The sequence below is a fragment of the Pseudoalteromonas sp. SR43-5 genome, assembly GCF_014163835.1.
Taxonomy (GTDB): Bacteria; Pseudomonadota; Gammaproteobacteria; order Enterobacterales; family Alteromonadaceae; genus Pseudoalteromonas; species Pseudoalteromonas distincta.
Map to the genome: position 1 here is coordinate 60893 of NZ_JACJEA010000019.1, position 19259 is coordinate 80151.

Below are 19259 nucleotides of genomic sequence, written 5' to 3' on the forward strand. Positions count from 1 at the left end.
CTACCTGTGTTAAAAAATTCTCATTTACGACTGCATGGATGCAGAAGGTAGAGCAATGCAGGAGCAATTGCCGAGACCAACTAAATAGCGAACTTTTTGCCTAGCTATCAACACGTTTTTCCATCCTCAAAGTAGATCACTTAATTATGCAAATTGGTATTATTCGCCATTTGCACGAAACGTATGACCAAAAAATAAAGCATTGCTTAGTAGTCGACTAGTCCCATACCAGTAACCTCTAAATACAGGATCGTCGGTCATGCCGATTACTGTACCTCGTCCGTACGAGTGTGCAATTAAGCCCGCACCACCAGCAACTTGTTCAACATTAACAGCATCGGTAAAGCCTGCCAATAATGGATTTTTAGTGTAGGTAAGCACATTTACAAACGGTGCATCGGAAGCTTCTAGTAACCAAGTACTGTTTTTGAATACAGGCAATGTATTGCGCTTAAGTGAAAATGTAAGCGGATGAGTTAAATCTACATTAGTATTAAAAATGGCACCTGCAATGCGTTGACGTCCTGCTAAATGGTCCTTATCGGCGTAGCTTAAACCTTTTGTTTTAAATGCACTTGCTACATCTTGGCGTGATAGATAGCTTGCTTTAAGTAATTGCTGATCAGCTAAAAATTTAGCACCGCCTTTATGGCCCCAAATAACGCCGCCTTTTCTTACCCAGCTTTTTATAGCCACTTTGTCGGTATCAGATAAGCTATTGTAGTTACCATGAGCAAGTACTATATGGCTGTAATTACTGAGTTCAATAGAGTTTAAACGCTCCATTTCAACAATTGTTGGCGCAACACCTACAAAGCGATCGAGGTAATACCATACTTCCCCAGCTTCGTACTGGCTTACGCCTTTACCACCTACCAATAATACTTTTGGCTCGCTAACAACCGCCATTGTACGAGACCCTAAATCGGCTCCTTTGCTTGTAAGACCTGAGTTAATAGGCTTGATTGCAATTCCAAACTCGTTTTGTGCTTTATTTAATATTCCAACCCAATCATTATTCGTTTGTAAGCCTGCTGGCACAATAATACTACCAGCATCAAAGCTTACTTCACTTGAGTTTGATTTGGCTGTTAATGGGCTTAGCGCTACACGCGCTTTAATACCTTGCTTTAAAAGGCTGTTTAGCATTTTAGGTGCTAGGTAATCATCCCACGAAAAGCCAAACGCATAGCCTTGCTCAAGTGAAGCAAAAGAAGGTTTTACCGCTTTTTGCCACGGTGTACTTGCAACCTCTAAACCCCAACTGCTTTTTACTTTTGCAAAAGGTAAGTTAAACGCATGCGCTAAAGTCCAGCCAGATACGTCATAAAAGGTGTTATCAGCAAAGTTTTTTTGCTCGCTAAAAATAGCTTTTATTAGGCGGTACTGTGGCTGGGCTAAGGGCACAAAGTAGCTATTGGTTGTATAGTTGTTGCCATTTGCCTTGAGTGATTTAGTAAGCGAAAAAGCATCTATTTGATGCTGTTTCAACAACCCTAAAAAATCTTTAATACGAGTGTTGTCATCCGCGCCCTCAATAACATAACCTTCAAAGCTTTCATCACTGGCTAAATCAGTAGCTTGATTATAAAACTTAGCTTGGTAATCAAGTAATGCTTGGCGGTTATCAACAGCGGCTTTAAAGGTAGATAAACTCGTTAATAGTTGATTTTTAATAGTAAAGGGAAAGCTCAAAGGTCCATTTATAGTGTCTTGGATATGCCCGCGAGAACTTGCTTGCTCAAATAAAATGCCTATGCCACCATTTACATCGGGATAGGTTGAACCTTTACCGTAATAGAAGTCGTCAAAGCTTTCTTCAGTAAAGTACAGTGCGTTGTTTTCATCTAATGTTTTTGCGTGATAGTTAGCAATCGCTTTAGTTAACGTTACATTTTCATCCGGTGTTATAGGATGCTTACGACTAGGAATACCTGGCTGAAAAAAGTAACTGCTGTTTGGTCCCATTTCATGAAAATCGGTTAAGACATTTGGTTTCCACTGATGAAATTTAGCAATACGCGCGCGCGATTCAGGGTGTTGTAGTAATAACCAGTCACGATTTAAATCAAACCAGTAATGATTGGTACGACTACTTGGCCAGTTTTCAACATGTTCACGGGTTTTAGGGTCGCTTGATAAGTTCATACCTCGGTTACTGTTGGCCCAGTTAGCAAAACGAGCAAGTCCGTCAGGATTAAGCGAAGGGTCGAGTAAAATAACCGTGTTGTTTAATAACTCATCTATTTCAGCACCTTGTGCAGCAGCTAAGTAATATGCCACCAGCAAAGATGAGTTACTACCTGATGACTCATTACCATGCACACTATACCCCATCCATACAACGGCAGGCTGCTTTGTAGAATTAGCATCTGATCCATCGTTACTTAAGCGTGCTAAGTGAGCTTGGCGTGTCTGCTCTATGCTTGATAACTTATCAGCTGCTGTAATTGTTAGCATGACAAGGGGGCGTTGTTCATGTGTGCGGCCAATCACTTCAAAATTTATACGGTCGCTTTTATCAGCAAGTATTTCCATATAACGTACGAGCTGATCATGTCTCACGTGCCACTCTCCTACTTCGTAACCGAGTACTTGCTCAGGAGTAGGAATTGAAGGGTCAAATTTTACATCTTGTTCAAAATAATACGAAAGTGGCTTAGCTACACTTGAAAAGCTAAGCAACACCACCATTAATGTTAATACCAAACGCATATAAATCACTCAAAAAATGTTCGTTGTTTGCACGCTACCATTGCTTAAAATAGATGCCAACTTTTTACGCTCAACACTAGCCGCAACACGATGAGCGGAGTATGATACGCAGTATCCGAGTAATTTAGTCAAGTATAGATGGTTTTATGATTTCTATTTCCGAAACAGCGCAAGCGCATTTTGCTAAACTATTAGCAGATCAATCACAACAAACCAATATTCGTGTGTTTGTTGTAAACCCTGGTTCATCACAAGCGGAATGTGGTGTGTCTTATTGTCCAGAAGACGCTGTAGAAGCGAGCGATATTCGCCTAAACTTTAACGGTTTTGATGCCGTTGTAGATGCAGAAAGTGCTCCATTTTTAGAAGAAGCTGAAATCGATTTTGTTACCGACAAAATGGGTACTCAGTTAACGCTAAAAGCACCAAATGCAAAGGCGCGTAAAATAGGTGACGATGCATCGTTAAACGAACGTGTACAGCACATGCTAGAAACCGAAGTAAATCCACAACTTGCTAACCACGGTGGTCAAGTAAGCCTTGTTGAGATTACAGCTGCAGGTATAGCTATACTTCAGTTTGGTGGTGGTTGTAATGGTTGTTCTATGATCGATGTAACACTAAAAGAAGGCATTGAAAAAGAAATGATAGCTAAGTTTGAAGAAATCACCGGTGTTGCTGATATAACAGAACACGAAGCGGGCGATCACTCTTACTATTAGGCCTTGTAAATGCTAAAGCAGCTTATCTATCGCTTAGGGAGCAATCCTAAGCTGAGCTTAAAGCGCTTTTTTCGCGGCTTAGCACTGTTTGTGCTAGCCGTGATATTCATATCTATTGGGTATTACACCCACTACAGCTTACAAATAATTGGCGTTATAATTTTACTCCCCGCATTATTTTTTGCCGGTTGGGGCTACTGCGGTATTTTTGCTAATCGTTTTTCACAAGTTTTAAAAGATATGGGCCCTAAACACCACGACCCCGATCTCTGGAAATAAACCATTTATTTAATCTAATAGCTGATTATTTATTTTTAAGTGGTGATATTTAATTATTAATGTAACCCCGCGCATTAACATGAAACAGCTCATAGCCAGCCATAACCCGTTATTTTGCAAGTCTATAAACACCCAAAACACACCAAAAAAGCCAACTCCAGCTGAAAGCATCATACTGTTACGCATGTTCTTTGCTCGCGTAAGCCCTACAAAAACACCATCAAACAAAAAGCAACTCATGGCCAAAATTGGTAATACTACTATCCATGGTAAATAATGCGTTGCCTCTTGAATAACCTCTGGCACATTGGTTAAAAGCTTGATTATGGTGTTGCCAAATAATGCAAAAAATAGGCTATATAACACACCAAAAAGCATACCCCAAAATACGCTTATTTTAACCCACAGCTCTATATTCTTAACACTTCCTTGGCCTTTCGCTTGCCCTACTTTTGCCTCAGAGGCGTAAGCAACGCCATCAAGAGCAAAGCTCACCAACATTAAAAAATTAAGTAAGACAGCATTAGCAGCTAATGTAGTTTCGCCTATACGCGCCGCGTAAAATGTCATAAAACTAAAGCATAATTGCAGTATTAAAGAGCGAATAAATATATCTCTATTCAAACTCAATAATTCAGCCATTTTGCTAATACTCAACCAATTCGGTACATTTAGATCAATGTCTTGTTTTTTAGCTAGTTTAGCCACTAAAAACAGTGCAAATACTAGTGCTGTATAGTCAGCAATAAGTGACGCCCATGCAGCGCCTGCAACTGCCCAATCTAAATAAACAACAAAATAAATATCGAGCACTATATTAACGATATTAGTGACGAGTAATAAATAAAATGGACCTCGACCATAATGCACACCGAGCATCCAACCCAGTAACACTAAATTACATAATGCTGCTGGAGCACTAAAAATACGAATGCTAAAATACTGATAAGCTTGGTTAAGTACGTCGCCATTGGCTGCGGAGAGGTAAGCAATAGCGTGCTTTATTAATGGGGATAACACAATTAATAGCACGGCCACTGCGCTTGCAAGCAATAGGCTTCGTTTAAGTAAAGCGGCAAGTTGGGTTAAATCGTTTTTTCCGTATGCTTGTGCCACGAGTCCCGTGGTGCTCATTCTTAAAAAACTAGCAAGCCAAAATAAAATAGATATAACTGCAGAGCCAAGGGCAATTCCAGCTAAGTAATGAGCGCTTCCTAAGTGCCCAATTACAGCAGTATCAACAATTCCTAACAACGGCACTGTGATATTTGATAGTATCATCGGACCCGCTAACAACAGCAAGCTTTTATGGTGTGCCTTATTATGTATAAGAAATTGTTTCATTTAGTGTTATTTATCCTCATTAGTGTATCTGTACGGGCTCAAGCAGCCATTATTTTACAGTATCATCATGTTAGTGAAACCCTACCCGCTGTCACGAGCGTTAGCGCCAATACATTTACGGAGCACTTAAGCTATTTAAAAGAGCACAACTTTAACGTTATTCCTCTTAATGAGTTAATTAGCGCGCTTCAACAAGGTGAAACTTTACCTGATAAAACTCTAGCCATCACCTTTGATGATGGCTATAACAATAACTATGAACAAGCCGCACCTATTTTAGAAAAGTTTGGCTACCCGTACACTATCTTTGTAAATCCTAAATTAATAGACGAAGGTATGAGTTACGTAATGGGGTGGGATAAGCTCAAAGAATTATCTAAAAAAGGGGCATTAATAGCCAATCATAGCGGACAACATGATTACTTACACCTTAAGCTTGAAAACGAAACCGATGCACAATGGCAATCACGTATTAAGCAAGATATTCTTAACTCTCAAAAGCGCATAAAAGAAGAAATAGGCCACAACTATAAATACTTAGCATACCCGTATGGTGAGTTTAATAACGAGCTGCAAGCACTCGTGACAGAGCTTGGCTTTGTAGGTATTGGCCAGCACTCAGGCGCTGTAAATAAAGATTCTAATTTTAGCCGCTTGCCGCGTTTTCCTGCATCAGGCTTTTACAGCAAGCTAGAAACCCTTATTACTAAGCTTAACTCACGCGCGTTTAATATCACCAATTTAACTTATCAAAATAGCGTTACACAGCAAAATCCACCCACGCTCACAATGGAATTTAAGATGGGTGATTTTCATAAGAGCCAATTTGCCTGTTATGTATCAAGCGTAGGCCAAGCAGATTTAAAATGGATAACTAAAAATACTGTCGAAATCACCTCACCAAAGGTGCTTAATAAAGGGCGTTCTCGTTTTAATTGCACGGCCCCTTCTATTTCAAGCCCTGGTGATTACTTTTGGTTTTCGCAGCCTTGGGTAATTGAAGCATCTAAACCTTAACGGCCTGATGTAAAAGCCGCTGGGTTATTTTATCCAGCGCAACTATCTCGTCAGCTGCATTTAGCTCAGCAGCTGCTTTAGGCATACCCCATACCACAGACGAATACTCATCTTGAGCCAAGGTATGTGCTCCGTTTTGTTTTAGTGCAAGTAAACCTTTTGCGCCATCACTCCCCATTCCTGTTAGTATGGCTGCAACTACGTTTTTAGCCCCAGTTTCAACTAATGAGTTAAACAACACATCTACCGCAGGTTTATGTCTGTTCACCGGCTCGCCATCATCAAGCTGGCAATACAAGCTAACACCTCGTTTTTTAATACTTAAATGAAACCCACCCGGTGCTATATAAGCCCAGCCTGCGCTAAGCTTATCGCCATGTTCAGCTTCTTTCACATTTATCGTGCATGTACGATTCATTCGCTCAGCAAATGAAGCGCTAAACACAGGAGGAATATGCTGAGTAATTACAATTGGCGGGCAATTTTGTGGCATTTTAATAAGCACTTCTTTTATAGCCTCAGTCCCCCCCGTTGAAGCACCTATCGCTATTACTTTATTAAGTAAAAACTGAGAATGAGTATTAATAGGCTCATTTGTGACGACCGTTTTTTTATAGCTTCTTACTCTTGCTCCAGCAGCTATTCGCACCTTTTGTTGGACAAGTGATGCATATTGGCTCAATTGCTCTCTTACGTTATTAGTAGGCTTAGCTATAAAATCAACAGCCCCTAATTCGAGCGCTTCTAGTGTGATAGGAGAGCCTTTTTGTGTCAGTGTTGAAATCATCACTACTGGCATTGGTCTTAATCGCATTAAGTTTTTTAAAAAACTAATACCATCCATTTTTGGCATTTCTACGTCGAGCGTTAATACATCAGGACTGAGTTTTTTTATCATTTCGCGAGCTTCGTAGGGATCCTCAGCACTCCCCACTACTGTAATGTCTTTAGCTTGTTGTAATATTTCAGTGAGTAAACGCCTAATTAAAGGGGAGTCGTCAATTATTAATACTTTAATCATGCATACTCCTAAAACAGCTCTATATCGGTTACTACTTCTTGCTTTTTAAGGTTTTGTAAGTAACGGACTTCGCGTTTTTCAATCGTATTATTATGTAGGTTTTTAAGTTTTTTCATATGAACTTTACCAGTGTTCGGGTGAAAAAATATTTTTCGCGGCCACGGCCCCCCCATATCATGGGCAACTAGATTTAATGCCTCTTCTTTAATATACGCTGCTGCAAAACTAATATTACCCAGCCCTATATCAGTCATCGCACTAATAATTTTCCCCCCGCCAAAAAGTTTTACTTTTAGGTTACACCGAGACGCGCCATTTTTTAAAACTTCGTTTATAAGATACTCCATAGCCCAATTACCGTACCGACAACTTAAACTATGCGCATTTTTAAGTTCTACTCCCTTTTGAATTGGTAACATAAAGTGATTCATCCCGCCAATACCAAGTACTTCATCGTATACACAAGCCGCAATACACGAACCCAGAACTGTAGAGATCAGTTCATTATTTTTAGAAACATAAAACTCACCCGGAAGTACTTTAGCAACAACGCTACCTCGGCCCGAATCCCAATATCGTTTAATATGTTCAAAGTTAGGTAATACCGGCCTGAACTCAGCGTGCATTTTGTCCCTTTTGGTACATAGTTTTCCCTAAGTTTTTGAATTGCGAATGCTCTTTACCCATACTTTCTGAGTGACCTAAAAACAAATAACCTTGTTCATTTAATATATTGGCGTAACGCTTAAAAAGCTGATCTTTTGTTTCTTTATCAAAGTAAATAACAACATTACGACATAAAATAAGATCAAATGATCCTTTCATTGGCCAGTCTTGTAATAAGTTTAAACGCTTGAAAGAAATAGACTCTTTTAGTTTATCTCTAACTTTATAATTTTCACCGTCTTTGCTTTTTAAAAACCAACGCTTAAGTTGCACGTCATCTAAGCCATTAACATTCGCTGCGGTGTAAATACCTTTTTGTGCTTTTGCTAATACATTAGAATCTAAATCGGTTGCTAGTATTTTTATATCCCAATTGCTCGGAAATGCGTTATTTAAAGTCATCGCCAAACTGTAAGGCTCTTCCCCTGTGGAGCAACCTGCAGACCAGATTCTTACTCGCTTACTGTTTTTATTTGCCTTTAAAAGAGCAGGTACAAGCTCAGATTTTATAAATTCAAAGTGATGTATTTCACGAAAAAAAGACGTTAAGTTCGTTGTTATTGCATTAATAAAGGCATCAAATTCCTGATCTTTATGGCTATTTAAATACTCTAAGTAAGCTTTAAAATCAGTTAATTTACGCTCCCTAATACGTCTTGCTAAGCGTGAATAAACCATCTCTCGCTTATGATCCCCTAATACAATTCCACATGCGCTGTAAACTAAACTGGCAATTTCCTTAAAGTCGCGGTCGGTACACAAAAACTCTTTCATTGTCCGCTCCCAATTAAACCTAACGCTAACAAGTAGTGCCTCGCTGTAACTATTTATTAGACGAGGCATAAAAAGGCTAAATATTAAAACTCTTCCCACTCATCAGCTGAGTCTACAAAGTTATCGCCCCTTGGCTTATTACTCACAAAACGACTTTGCGGCTTATGAGATAGTTCAGGGGTTCGCATAGTTGATGACATCATTGTCATCTCTTGCTGATCTACTGAGAAAAAGTTAAGTAATCGGCGCATCTCATTAGCTTGCTCAGCCATAGACTCACCAGCAGCAGAGGCTTGCTCTACTAGAGCGGCATTTTGTTGCGTCATTTCGTCCATTTGAGAAATAGCTTTGTTAACTTGCTCAATACCCGCACTTTGTTCTTCAGATGCCTCCGTAATATCAGAAATCATTTGCGTCACTCTTTGCACCGACACAACAATCTCTTTAAGTGTAGCGCCCGACTCATTAACTAATTGAGAGCCATCAGCTACTTTGCCTACACTATCTCGTATTAACTCTTTAATTTCTTTCGCTGCGCCCGCAGAGCGCTGCGCTAAATTACGAACCTCACCTGCAACAACCGCAAAGCCTCGACCTTGCTCACCCGCTCTTGCTGCCTCTACAGCGGCATTAAGCGCTAATAAATTCGTTTGAAACGCGATTTCGTCTATTACACCGATAATATCTGCAATTTTTTTGCTCGACTCATTAATTGCCGACATGCTCGTAACTGCTCTATTAACAACTTCACCACCTTGAATCGCTTTTTCACAGGTTTCTTCTGCCAAGTCGTTTGCTACTTTTGCGTTATCAGCATTTTGACGAACGGTACTGGTCATTTCCTCCATACTTGAAGCTGTTTCTTCAAGTGACGAGGCTTGCTCTTCTGTACGTTGGCTTAAATCAGCATTACCTTGAGAAATTTCTTCTGCACCACTGGCTACTAACGTTGCCGATGAATTTATGCGATTAATCACTTCTGTTAATTTATCTGCCGTAGCATTTGCGTCGCGTTTAAGTTTATCAAATGAACCTTTGTATTCTTTTTCAATACGTTTTGATAAATCACCACTTGCCATCGCATCGAGCATATTGCCAGTGTCGGCAACGGCATCATCAACTATTTTAACTAAGCTATTTAATCCTTGAGCCAAACGTAAAAAGAACCCTTCCTTCCCATCTTCCGCAACTCTTGTATCTAATTCGCCATTACCTGCAGCACCAATAAGCTCAGCGATTTCTTTTTCAAGCGCAACTTCATTGGTTCTATCTTCCCACTCAACAATGGTGCCTAAATGCTTTCCGTCTTGACTGATCCAAGGTGAAGCAATCAAGGTAAAAGTGACACCTGCTAACAGTAGCTCGGCTTTATAAGGCTTATCTAGGTTTTTTAATAAATCACGTTGATGATTAGGGTGCTTATGAAAATCATCAACACAGGTGCCAATTAAATTATCAACAGAAAAGCTTGGCAATACGGTTTGTAATTCTTTTTCGCGGACTTTTAGCATTTGCTGAACACGGTCGTTCACAAATACTATTTTAAGGTTTTCATCAGCAATCATTACGTTTGCTTGGCAAACTTTAAGCGCATTTGCTAAATCGGCTGCTTTGCGAGATGCCTTTTCAAGCTCTTTTTGTTCAGTAATATCAGATGCATATTTAATCACTTTAAACGGCTTGCCGTTCATATCATAAATTGGATTATAAGATGCTTGAATCCAAACCTCCTGACCCTGCTTTCCTATTCTTAAATATTCCCCTGAATCAAATTCACCGCGACCTAGTTTGGCCCAAAATTCTTTATATTCGATACTATTTGCATGTTCGGGATCAATAAAAAGCCTATGGTGCTGGCCTTTAATCTCGCTAAGTTGATAGCCAAGCGCATTTAAAAAGTTAGCATTGGCATCAATAATAGTGCCATCTAAATTAAATTCGATAACCGCTTGAGATTTACTTATAGCACTAATTTGCCCTGAAGCTTCTGCTGTTATTAACTTTTGCTCAGTCACGTCGGTGGCAAACTTAACTACTTTTAATACTTGCCCTTGCTCATCAACAATTGGGTTATAAGTTGCTTGGATCCATACCTCAGTTCCACCTTTAGCATTACGCTTAAACTCATCTGAGATAAACTCGCCATTACGCAGGCGTTGCCAAAAGTTTTTATAATCGTTGCCCTGAGCTTCATCTGGGTCAACAAACATCGAGTGATGCTGACCTTGAACCTCCTCAAGACGATAGCCCATCGCGTTTAGAAAATTCATATTTGCAGTAATTATTTTTCCGTTAGGTTCAAATTCAATCACTGCTAATGATTTATTCAATGCGTCTACAATTAAATCATTACTTGATTTTGACTGCTTTGGATTACTAAACCATCCCATGCTCATCACCACCTTTAAGTTTATTATTCATTTAGTTTCTATTTGCTAAATATTCATTGTTTTTTGCAGGTCAATTAGCGCTACCATTTTTTCACCAACATTCACCAACCCAGCTACATATTCACAATTACTCGATTCAGACAAACTAGGAACCGCTTTCGCATCTTGCTCCGCAATACTGTAAACATCAGAGACGGCATCAACAGCAACACCTATAATTTTTCTACCTAGTTCAAATTCTATTTTGACAACGATAACCACCGTTAATGGTCCATAGTCGACACTTGGTAATCCAAAACGCAACCGTAAATCAATAATTGGCACTATTGTTCCGCGTAAATTAATAACGCCTTTTACAAATTCAGGTGCATTGGGCAGTACTGTAATTTCTTCCCAACTGCGAATTTCTTGTACTGTTAAAATATCAACGCCATATTCTTCATCAGCCATAATAAAAGTTAAAAACTGTTTTACACCTTGCTGTTGCTGAAGATTTAATTGGTTACTTAACTGGCTTTGATCTGAGCTCATAACGCCTCCAAAGTGGCTTGCGTTTCAATAGTTAGTTCTTGGCTACCTGGCTTTTTTAAGCCTGAGAGCTTTATTAAGCCGCTAATGTCCACAATCAGCGATACACGCCCATCTCCTAAAATGGTAGCACCCGATACGCCATCCACTTTATGGTAGTTTGCCTCTAAACTTTTAATAACAACCTGCTGTTGAGACAGTAAATCATCAACTAATAAACCCACCTTTTGGTTATCTGTTTCTACAACAACAAGCAGCGTTTTATCGAGTGATTCAATAGCATTTTTATGATTAAAAATATCGTAGAGTCTTAATATAGGAATGTATTCGTCTCGAAGCCTCAATACATCAAGGCTTTTACCCACTCGACTCACTTTTGCAATATCAATTTGCAGTGACTCCACAATAGAAATGAGCGGAATAATATAAGTATGCTGAGCCACCTTAACTAATTGCCCATCTAAAATAGCGAGAGTAAGGGGTAATCTAATAGTAAACGTAGAACCAACACCGGGCGCTGAGGTTACTTCCACTGAGCCATTTAATGATTGGATATTTCGCTTAACAACATCCATCCCAACTCCACGACCAGATAAGTCACTTACCTCATCCAATGTCGAAAAGCCGGGCATAAAAATAAGCTCATTTATTTCATCGTCACTGAGATGGTTATCAGCTGAGATTAATTCGTTAGCGATGGCTTTTTCTTTTATTTTTTTTGTATTTAACCCTTGCCCATCATCCATTATTTCAATAACGATGTTTCCACCCTGATGAAATGCATTTAAGGTTACTGTGCCAACGGGATCTTTACCTGCCGCCAGTCTTTGCTCAACAGTCTCTAACCCATGATCAAGTGAGTTCCTTACTAAATGCACCATAGGGTCAGATATTTTTTCCATTACTGTTTTATCAAGCTCGGTTTGCTCTCCGATCAGCTTTAGCTCAACCTGCTTATTTAGCTTTTGCGCTATATCTCGCACTAATCGAGGAAAACGACTAAATACAAAATTAATTGGGAGCATACGAATACGCATCACATTTTCTTGTAAATCACGCGTATTATGTGCAAGTTGTGCTAAGCCTTCTTGTAGTAAAGTGATTGTGGCTGGTGTGATTTCTTGTTCGCTGAGTTGATTTAGCATGGCTTGTGTAATAACAAGTTCACCTACCATATTTATTAACGAATCAACTTTATCAATACCAACTCGAATGGAGGTAGACTCTGGTGTACTTGCAGGTTTTTTATCTTTATTAGCAACGGGTTGCTTTGGCTTACTAGGTAGCTCAGCTACTTTTATTAAATCGGATGTTTCAAGCTCAACAGCTTTAGATATCTCATCTTGATTAGGTTGTATTGGCTCATCATTGCCAAATAAGCCGCCACATAATTCAACTTTTATATCGGCATCGTCTTCAACCCATTCAAACACTTCTTTTATGGCTTTTTCATCATGGCTAGTGCTTAAAAAAAAGCGCCAATGTAAAAAACATTCATCACTACTTAAATCGGTGATTTCTGGAACTTCATCGTAAAATACTGTGGTTTCTAACTCACCTAGCTCTTCAAGCTCACTGATCATATACAGTGGCTCGTTTCCTGTTTTAAATAAATGATGATGAGGTTTAAAGTCTATTTGATAGGTATTACTACTTGTTTGCTCTTCACAGCTTTGAGGTTTATTCTCATGTGTTTCATTTTTCATTCCAAGTACATGTTCAAATTGTACTTTTAACAAATCTGCTTCGGTTAAATCTGGCTCTTGTTCACCTTGAAGTGCAGCAAGTAAAGCGCGTAAGCAATCCACAGCTTTGAGTAATAAATTAACATGCTCGGTACTAAGCTCTCGTTCACCTTGGCGAATTTGATCTAGTAATGTTTCAAGTACATGAGTAAAGTCAGCAACGGAGCTAAAACCAAATGTCCCACTGCCTCCTTTTATCGAGTGAGCAGCTCTAAAAATAGTGTTGATAGTTTCTAAATCTTCCTCACCTGGCACTAAGTTTAATAGCTCAGCCTCCATGGTATCTAGGCCTTCAAAACTCTCTTCAAAGAAAACTTCAAAAAATTGACTTAAATCTATACTCACACTGCGCTCCTTAGCGAATAACTTTTTTAATTACCGCTAGTAGCTGATCGGGATTAAATGGTTTTACAATCCAGCCTGTTGCACCAGCAGCTTTACCCTCTATCTTTTTTTCTAAGCCCGACTCTGTAGTAAGCATTAGTAATGGTGTAAATTTATAACTCGGTAAAGTACGCAGCTCTCGTATTAATGTAATTCCATCCATTATTGGCATGTTTACATCTGAGATCACGGCATCAAAGTCTTGCTGCTTGGCAATAGCGAGAGCTTCACTGCCATCTTTAGCTTCGGTTACATCAAACCCTGCGGTTTTTAATGTAAAGCTCACCATTTGACGCATCGATGCTGAGTCATCAACCGCTAAAATTCTTTTCATATATACCCCTAACTTTTACTTTCGGTTGTTAAGTATTGGCTTAAGCCAAGTTTATTAATTGTATGCGTTAAGGCCTCGCTACTGCCTACCCATATTATTTTGTGCTGTATAGTAAGTAGGTGTTTTTGTAAGGCGCATAAAAGTTGAATTGAGGCAGTATCAGCAGAAATCACATCGTTAATATCAAGACAGATATCATCGTTGCTATTGAGTTCGTGCAGTAAATCTTGATGTAGTGTTTCAACTTGCGTAATAGCAAGTTCGCTTGGAAGTTTTAGCATTTAGTAGGTGCATTCCCTGTCAATTCAATTCATAACAAAAGCTTAGCCCTAGTTATTAAAATTGCCATAAAATGCTTAATTAAATTTAACCTGTCGTTAAAATACAAAAAAAGGAGCCTAAAGCTCCTTTCAAATTGGTAAAAAGTAAAAACTAGTTTTTGTAGTAATCGGCTATTTTTTTAAACTCTTTCGTTAAAGTCGTCGCATTAATTAATGGCACACTACCTTGTTTGAATTCTGGTTTAAAAATAGCTCTAACCGCTCCATTTTGATCAACCATAGCGACCGAAGCACTATGATCAACTGCATATTCTGATTCACTACTATCGCTAATCGCGTAAATTAAACCAAGCTCTCTAACAACAGGAAAAAGGTGTTTATGCTCCCCTGATACAGCTAAAAAGTCAGAATTAAAGTAATCTATATATTGCTTTCGTTTAGCTGGTGTATCGCGTTTTGGATCAACCGATAAAAACCAAATTTGCAGCGGATAATCTGCTTGTAAGTTTTTATAAACAGCATTTAACTTAGCAAGTGTTAATGGACAAATATCTGGGCAGCTTGTGTAGCCTAAAAATACTAAATTCCACTGTCCTAAAAATTGTTGCTTAGTCACTAATTCGCCGCGCTGATCGTTTAGCGTAAAATCAGACAATGGCTTTGCATTTTCGTAAACTAATGCATCTACATCTGGTGGACTATTTTCATTTGAACATGCTGATAAAAACAAAACTAAAACAACAATTAATCCAAGCCATAACTGCTTCATAAAGGGAGCCATTTATCTATAAATAAGATTACAAAGAGTACCATTAAATGAATAATCGAAAAACGAAATAAGTCCATTGCAGTCTCATCATTTCCAGCAATTTTTAATTTGACGGCTTTATATATAAACACTGCATTTAATACACACGCACCTATTAAATATATTAATCCAGACATACCAATTAAATAAGGTAATACGCAAACTACAGCGAGTAAAACAGAGTAGGCAACGACACACGTTTTACAAAAGTCGATTCCATGGGTTACTGGTAACATAGGAATTTTAGCGCGTTCGTAATCACTTTTTCGTGCTATAGCCAGCGCCCAAAAGTGTGGTGGGGTCCAGGTAAATATTATCATTACAAGTAACCAAGGGGCTGCTGCCATTTGGTTTGTTTCTGACACCCAACCTAATAATGGAGGCATTGCGCCAGCCAACCCACCTATAACAATATTTTGCGGTGTAGCACGCTTTAAAAATGATGTATAAACAAATGCATAACCTACCAATGCAAATAACGTTAATATAGCGGTTAAGGTATTAGCCCACACCATTAGCATAATAAAACCCGCAACCCCAATAACAGCTGCAAAACTAAGCGCATGTATTTTACTTAAACGCCCTTTAGCCACAGGACGATGACGAGTCCTTGCCATTTTTGAGTCTATCTCACTATCAACCACATGATTAATAACCGCTGCAGCAGCAGAAAGTAGCCCTATACCTAACAAGCTAATAAACTGTACAGCCATACCGCGCCCTACATCAGGAGCCAGCGCTAAACCAACCCAAGCTGTTAGTACCAGCATGGCTACCACTTTAAATTTACTAATTGCTAAGTAGTCTTGCAGCAAATTATGAGTACGCGGAATTAGCGATTGAGTATTAACGAGTAGCAGTATTTTTTTATCAATTATAAGTGCCATTATACTTCCCCTTTATGTGCGTGATTTTAGGTAATAACACAACCTAACCAAGCTTAATAATAGTATGGCAGCCATCAAGTTATGCGCCAGTGCAACTCCCAACGGAATATGCCAATGTACTAAAATAAGCCCTAAGCTAATTTGGCAAAGCAGGGTAAGCAATACGCTCACCACGCAATTTTTAATTTTTTTAGAGTACGCTTGGCTGTATATTTTCCACATAATTAGCGCCAGAACGATGCAAGTAACCAGTGCCCAAATGCGGTGTAATAAATGAATAGACATACGCGCTTGCTGCGATAACACACCAAATTCATAATTACTGTGCTCAAGTGGTAATTGAAATACGCTACTCAATGAAAACGGTTGTGCGTAATTACACAATGGCAAACCACTACAATGAGGAGCGGCGTAATTTGCAGCCAGCCAACCACCAAGTGCAATTTGGATAATCAATACACTGAGCGCTACTAAACTTAAACCAAAATAGCGTTTTGCGCCGCTATCACCACCCATAATAGGTTTTGCGGTTAGCCGTAAATATAAAAGCGTTATAAGTGACAAAATACTAAAGCCACCTAATAAGTGCCCCATTACAATAAGCGGCTGAAGGTTCATGGTTACTGTCCACATACCAAGGGCAGCCTGAAACACCACGAGTAGAAGTAAAGCCAAAGGCAATTTAACTGGCGTAGTTGGATATTGGCGCTTTAAAAAAGCCAACACAAATAAACCTAAAATAAGTAAACCTAAAGCACCTGCAAAGTAGCGATGAATCATTTCTTTCCACGCTTTTGCGGTTTCGAACATCATATCGGGGTAGCTTTGAGCTGCTAAGGCTATGTCAGCCTCATGCTTAGGTACCGTTAAAAAGCCATAACAACCAGGCCAATCGGGGCACCCTAATCCTGCATCACTTAAGCGGGTGTACGCACCTAAAGCAACTACAATCAAAGCGAGTAATCCTGTTATTAATACTAAGTTTTTATAATTTTTATACATCAGATACTCCAACTTAAGCTCAACTTAATTAGCTAGAACGAGAATAGTTAAGTAATTTTTTTAGATCTTTTAATAACCCTTTTTGTACTAAACGGTTTTCTTGTGGCTCGACCTTAAAGGGATACTCAAGTACCACTAACCCCATATGATCAATTAAATATAAACTTGCAGGATTTAAACTCTGTTGTTCGGTAATAATTTTCCATGGTAGATTTTTATTGTCGGGGCTTCCCATTACAGCCATATCAACCTTGCCTTGGTTTTTACCAAGTGCCACATATAAGTTATTAAGTGCATTGAGCTGTTCGCTGCATGGGGTGTTACATTCGTTTGAATAATTAAGTGCGATAGTCCATTGTTTGGGATTATTTTGCGGCCAATTTTTAAGTTTTATTTCTTGGCTTAAAAACTCACCATTATTAGTAATTGCAGTAGGCAACCAATCAAACTTTAAAGCGCCATATGCCAAAACCAATGGGATTGCGCAGCAGCCCACAAACAACAAAAGGGGATTATTTTTCATTATGTGTCCTTTTTTTACTCGCAAAAATAGCCACAACAGCACATGCAACAGCAATTAAAAACCATTGCACAGCGTAGGCATTATGCTTTTGAGGGCTCATAACAACGGCCTCATAATGAGGTGTTGCAATCTCATCACCAGTACCTTGTCTGTAAGCCATAAAATTAATTAATGATTGCTGGCTTTGGGTGCTCAGCATATTCAAGTCGATAGATTGGATTCTTGTAGGTAAGTCGTTATTTGTAGTTTTATCTTCAAGCGTAAAGCTACTTAAGTTATTTTCTTTTATTTGCGCTTTAAGAATAAAAACACCTGTAGGCAGAGCAACCTTTGGCAGTGTATCTCTAGATATAGGCGCTTTTACCCATCCTAAATTAACTAAAATCACTTTTTCTTCGCTATCTGGCTTTAGTAAAGCAAGTAGGTCGTACCCTACTTGTCCGTTATAAACTTGATTATCTAAAAGCCAATATTGGTTTTGTACAAACCGCCCTTTTAACTCAACCAATACACCTGTTTTGTTCCAGCTATCAGGCAAGTTAAGTAATTGAGACCAGCTCATCACACCACGAGTCTGTTGCTTAGCAATGGCGGTTAGTTGTTGCTGCTTTTGCTCACCTCGCTCCAACTGCCAAAACCCCAATCGCACACACACAAGTACAACAACCACAACCATACAAAGTGTGATTAGTGAGCTAAGCTTTTGTTTGTGCCATAAAACTAACTGCATAAAGGGTCAACTCAGTGATTATTAAAATTATTATCGTACTGTTGTTAATATTTATACTTTTTAACTTATTTAGAGCATTGTTTATTATGGTGTCAGGGAAAACAGGGGGACGACCTATGTCTCACTTTTTAGGTCGTCGCGTATTGTTTTCGTTCGTTGTTTTAATTGTTGTTATTGCAGCGCTTAAACTTGGTTTTATTAAAGCGAATAATTCGCCAATAAACGCTACAGCACATATACAAATACAAACAAACACAGCCACACCACATCAACAAAGTGCCAATACCAAGCAGCTGCTTGAAAAGCAAAGTGCTTATCTTTAGTAAAGTGCCCTTTTAATATCCGTAAAAATATTACAAATAAAAGTACGGTTCCTAGCGTTACATGCATGCCATGAAAACCAGTCAATAAAAAGAACGTATTACCGTAAATACCCGCATCTAGCGTTAGATTAAGGTCATTATATGCATGCATGTACTCCTCAACTTGCAGCCCTAAAAAGCAAACACCCAGTAAAATAGTAGCGCCTAAAAAAACCTTAAGTGGAGTACGTTTATTGTTTTCCATCGCTACGTGGGCAAAATGTAAAGTAACTGAGGAAGTAAGCAGTATTAAGGTATTTATAAGTGGTAAGCCTTGCCAGCCCATAGCTTGAGTAGTTTCGCCAGCAGGTGTTGAAACTAGCGGCCAAACGGCTTCAAAAGTAGGCCATAAAACCTCGTTAGTCATTGCATTATTGCCTGCACCTCCAAGCCAAGGTACCGACAATACCCGTGCATAAAAAAGCGCACCAAAAAAGGCCATAAAAAACATAACTTCAGAAAAAATAAACCAGCTCATACCTTGTCTAAAAGAGCGATCCATTTGTGCTGAGTACAAACCTTGGTCCGATTCACTAATTACATTTTTAAACCAGCTAAACAACATATACACAAGTACAGCAATACCGGCATAAAGCAGATAAACCCCGCTACCACCTTCTTTACCTACACTCATAACTGTTAAGCCTGCCCCTACTGCAATAAAAAACAATGCAACAGCACCTACAATAGGCCACGGACTTTGCTCAGGTACGTAATAATGCTCATATTCTTGATTCATTTTATTTA

General features: G+C 39.0%; 20 protein-coding genes. 4 read left to right on the top strand and 16 right to left on the bottom strand.

Annotation, left to right across the window (positions count from 1 at the left end; translation table 11 throughout):
- Positions 1-159: 159 nt before the first annotated feature.
- The gene (locus H5090_RS12655) at positions 160-2715 is read right to left on the bottom strand and encodes a M14 family zinc carboxypeptidase (RefSeq protein WP_182695870.1); all 2556 of its coding nucleotides are present in this window, start codon (positions 2713-2715) and stop codon (positions 160-162) included.
- Between the two features lie 146 nt (positions 2716-2861).
- Between H5090_RS12655 and nfuA the strand changes: the two genes are divergently transcribed.
- On the top strand, positions 2862-3437 hold the full coding sequence (gene nfuA, locus H5090_RS12660; protein ID WP_002959571.1) for a Fe-S biogenesis protein NfuA: 576 nt from the start codon (positions 2862-2864) through the stop codon (positions 3435-3437).
- Positions 3438-3446: 9 nt separating this feature from the next.
- Positions 3447-3716, top strand: a complete 270-nt coding sequence (locus H5090_RS12665) for a hypothetical protein (protein ID WP_002959572.1) — start codon at positions 3447-3449, stop codon at positions 3714-3716.
- A gap of 9 nt (positions 3717-3725) precedes the next feature.
- Here the strand turns inward: H5090_RS12665 and dinF are convergent, their stop codons facing one another.
- Positions 3726-5060: an MATE family efflux transporter DinF gene (gene dinF / locus H5090_RS12670; protein WP_182695871.1), complete on the bottom strand. Its 1335-nt coding sequence runs from the start codon at positions 5058-5060 to the stop codon at positions 3726-3728.
- Between dinF and H5090_RS12675 the strand changes: the two genes are divergently transcribed.
- Positions 5040-6077: a polysaccharide deacetylase family protein gene (locus H5090_RS12675; protein ID WP_182695872.1), complete on the top strand. Its 1038-nt coding sequence runs from the start codon at positions 5040-5042 to the stop codon at positions 6075-6077. The two genes, dinF and H5090_RS12675, sit on opposite strands and share 21 nt — an antisense overlap.
- Here H5090_RS12675 and H5090_RS12680 read toward each other — a convergent pair.
- From H5090_RS12680 to H5090_RS12740, 13 genes are all read right to left on the bottom strand, one after another.
- Positions 6067-7098 carry a chemotaxis response regulator protein-glutamate methylesterase gene (locus H5090_RS12680; protein ID WP_024596107.1) on the bottom strand — a complete coding sequence of 344 codons (1032 nt, stop codon included), beginning with the start codon at positions 7096-7098 and terminating at the stop codon, positions 6067-6069. The two genes, H5090_RS12675 and H5090_RS12680, sit on opposite strands and share 11 nt — an antisense overlap.
- Before the next feature lie 8 nt (positions 7099-7106).
- On the bottom strand, positions 7107-7724 hold the full coding sequence (gene cheD / locus H5090_RS12685; protein ID WP_039489124.1) for a chemoreceptor glutamine deamidase CheD: 618 nt from the start codon (positions 7722-7724) through the stop codon (positions 7107-7109).
- Positions 7714-8538, bottom strand: coding sequence for a protein-glutamate O-methyltransferase CheR (locus H5090_RS12690; RefSeq protein ID WP_182695873.1), 825 nt, complete (start codon positions 8536-8538; stop codon positions 7714-7716). Before H5090_RS12690 ends, cheD begins: the two co-directional genes overlap by 11 nt.
- An 83-nt stretch (positions 8539-8621) precedes the next feature.
- Positions 8622-10928, bottom strand: coding sequence for a methyl-accepting chemotaxis protein (locus H5090_RS12695; protein WP_182695874.1), 2307 nt, complete (start codon positions 10926-10928; stop codon positions 8622-8624).
- Positions 10929-10973: 45 nt separating this feature from the next.
- A complete protein-coding gene (locus tag H5090_RS12700; RefSeq protein WP_182695875.1) occupies positions 10974-11459 on the bottom strand; it encodes a chemotaxis protein CheW in 486 nt (161 codons plus the stop codon).
- Positions 11456-13546, bottom strand: a complete 2091-nt coding sequence (locus H5090_RS12705) for a chemotaxis protein CheA (protein ID WP_182695876.1) — start codon at positions 13544-13546, stop codon at positions 11456-11458. Before H5090_RS12705 ends, H5090_RS12700 begins: the two co-directional genes overlap by 4 nt.
- A gap of 10 nt (positions 13547-13556) precedes the next feature.
- Entirely contained in the window at positions 13557-13919 is a 363-nt protein-coding gene (locus H5090_RS12710; RefSeq protein WP_007584956.1) for a response regulator, read from the bottom strand.
- Positions 13920-13927: 8 nt separating this feature from the next.
- Positions 13928-14200 carry an STAS domain-containing protein gene (locus H5090_RS12715; RefSeq protein ID WP_002959595.1) on the bottom strand — a complete coding sequence of 91 codons (273 nt, stop codon included), beginning with the start codon at positions 14198-14200 and terminating at the stop codon, positions 13928-13930.
- Between the two features lie 151 nt (positions 14201-14351).
- On the bottom strand, positions 14352-14969 hold the full coding sequence (locus H5090_RS12720; RefSeq protein WP_182695877.1) for an SCO family protein: 618 nt from the start codon (positions 14967-14969) through the stop codon (positions 14352-14354).
- On the bottom strand, positions 14966-15895 hold the full coding sequence (cyoE, locus tag H5090_RS12725) for a heme o synthase (RefSeq protein ID WP_182695878.1): 930 nt from the start codon (positions 15893-15895) through the stop codon (positions 14966-14968). The genes H5090_RS12720 and cyoE overlap by 4 nt, the downstream gene beginning before the upstream one ends.
- Positions 15896-15907: 12 nt before the next feature.
- The gene (locus H5090_RS12730; RefSeq protein ID WP_182695879.1) at positions 15908-16897 is read right to left on the bottom strand and encodes a heme A synthase; all 990 of its coding nucleotides are present in this window, start codon (positions 16895-16897) and stop codon (positions 15908-15910) included.
- 28 nt (positions 16898-16925) lie between these two features.
- Positions 16926-17420 carry a hypothetical protein gene (locus H5090_RS12735; protein ID WP_002959602.1) on the bottom strand — a complete coding sequence of 165 codons (495 nt, stop codon included), beginning with the start codon at positions 17418-17420 and terminating at the stop codon, positions 16926-16928.
- Positions 17410-18150 (bottom strand): SURF1 family protein, encoded by a 741-nt coding sequence (locus H5090_RS12740; protein WP_182695880.1) that lies wholly within the window; start codon positions 18148-18150, stop codon positions 17410-17412. The genes H5090_RS12735 and H5090_RS12740 overlap by 11 nt, the downstream gene beginning before the upstream one ends.
- Before the next feature lie 14 nt (positions 18151-18164).
- On the opposite strand from H5090_RS12740, the gene H5090_RS21030 reads away from it, so the two are divergent.
- Positions 18165-18473 carry a DUF2909 domain-containing protein gene (locus tag H5090_RS21030; protein ID WP_182693455.1) on the top strand — a complete coding sequence of 103 codons (309 nt, stop codon included), beginning with the start codon at positions 18165-18167 and terminating at the stop codon, positions 18471-18473.
- On the opposite strand, the gene H5090_RS12750 is transcribed toward H5090_RS21030, so the two are convergent.
- A complete protein-coding gene (locus tag H5090_RS12750) occupies positions 18376-19251 on the bottom strand; it encodes a cytochrome c oxidase subunit 3 (protein WP_002959610.1) in 876 nt (291 codons plus the stop codon). The genes H5090_RS21030 and H5090_RS12750 overlap by 98 nt on opposite strands.
- Between the last annotated feature and the right edge of the window lie 8 nt (positions 19252-19259).